The sequence below is a fragment of the Herbaspirillum sp. B65 genome (genome assembly GCF_000333555.1).
Taxonomy (GTDB): Bacteria; Pseudomonadota; Gammaproteobacteria; order Burkholderiales; family Burkholderiaceae_D; genus Herbaspirillum; species Herbaspirillum rubrisubalbicans.
In genome coordinates this window covers 1-908 of sequence record NZ_BADI01000057.1, presented here as the reverse complement: position 1 = coordinate 908, position 908 = coordinate 1, and the positions used below count along the sequence as shown (strand labels likewise).

At 58.6% G+C, this 908-nt stretch carries 1 protein-coding gene; it reads right to left on the bottom strand.

Annotated elements, in window-relative coordinates; all coding sequences use genetic code 11:
* Positions 1-106 precede the first annotated feature (106 nt).
* Positions 107-908, bottom strand: an 802-nt coding sequence (gene yjfF, locus I5W_RS01340; RefSeq protein WP_044527892.1) for a galactofuranose ABC transporter, permease protein YjfF, incomplete at its 5' end; no start/stop codon positions are given.

The window sequence follows — 908 nt, the reverse complement described above, 5'->3', positions numbered from 1 at the left end:
TTGCTTTACCAATACATTTCTAATGATTTTTTGAGCGTAATGGATATGGTTTTCGGTATAACTCCCTCTATGTAAAGTTATCTTAATTAAGCTTAAAAAATCCCGCCTAAGCCCCGGCTGGCGCGGCTTTCGCCGATCCGGCCGGTTTGCCTCGCAGGGCACCCAGTGAAATGACACGTTGCGCGACACAAAAGACGAACAACAGCGCGCCGATGAAGATCTTGGTCCACCAGGAACTGAGGCTGCCATCGAAGGCAATCAGGGTCTGGATCACGCCAAGGATGAGCACACCGGTGAGGGTGCCGGCCACGTAACCATAGCCACCGGTAAGCAGGGTGCCACCGATGACCACAGCGGCAATCGCATCCAGTTCCACTCCTTGCGCGTGCAATCCATAGCCCGAGAGCATGTAGAAGGAAAACAGCACGCCCGCCACCGACGCGCAGAAGCCACTGAAGGCATAGACAAGTACCTTGGTCCGCCCCACCGGCAAGCCCATCAGCATGGCCGATTGCTCGCTGCCGCCGATGGCATAGACGGCGCGCCCGAAGCGCGTGCCATGCGCCATCCAGATCGCTGCGACCAGCACCAGCAGGGCAATGACCACGCTGGGCGAGATGAACAGGCCGGCAAACTCCAGCCGGGTCTGCGACATGGCCACGAACAGCGGATCATCGATGGTGATGGAATTGATACTGATGAGGTAGCACAGCCCACGCGCCAGGAACATCCCGGCCAGCGTAACGATGAAGGCCTGCAACTTGAAGTAATGGATCATCGCGCCCATCGCTGCACCAAAACCGGCCCCCATCAACAGCACCGTGGCAATGACCAGCAGCGGCGGCCAGTGCCAGCTCTGCAGCAGGAAGGCCGCCACCATGGTGGTCAACGCCAGCACCGACCCGACC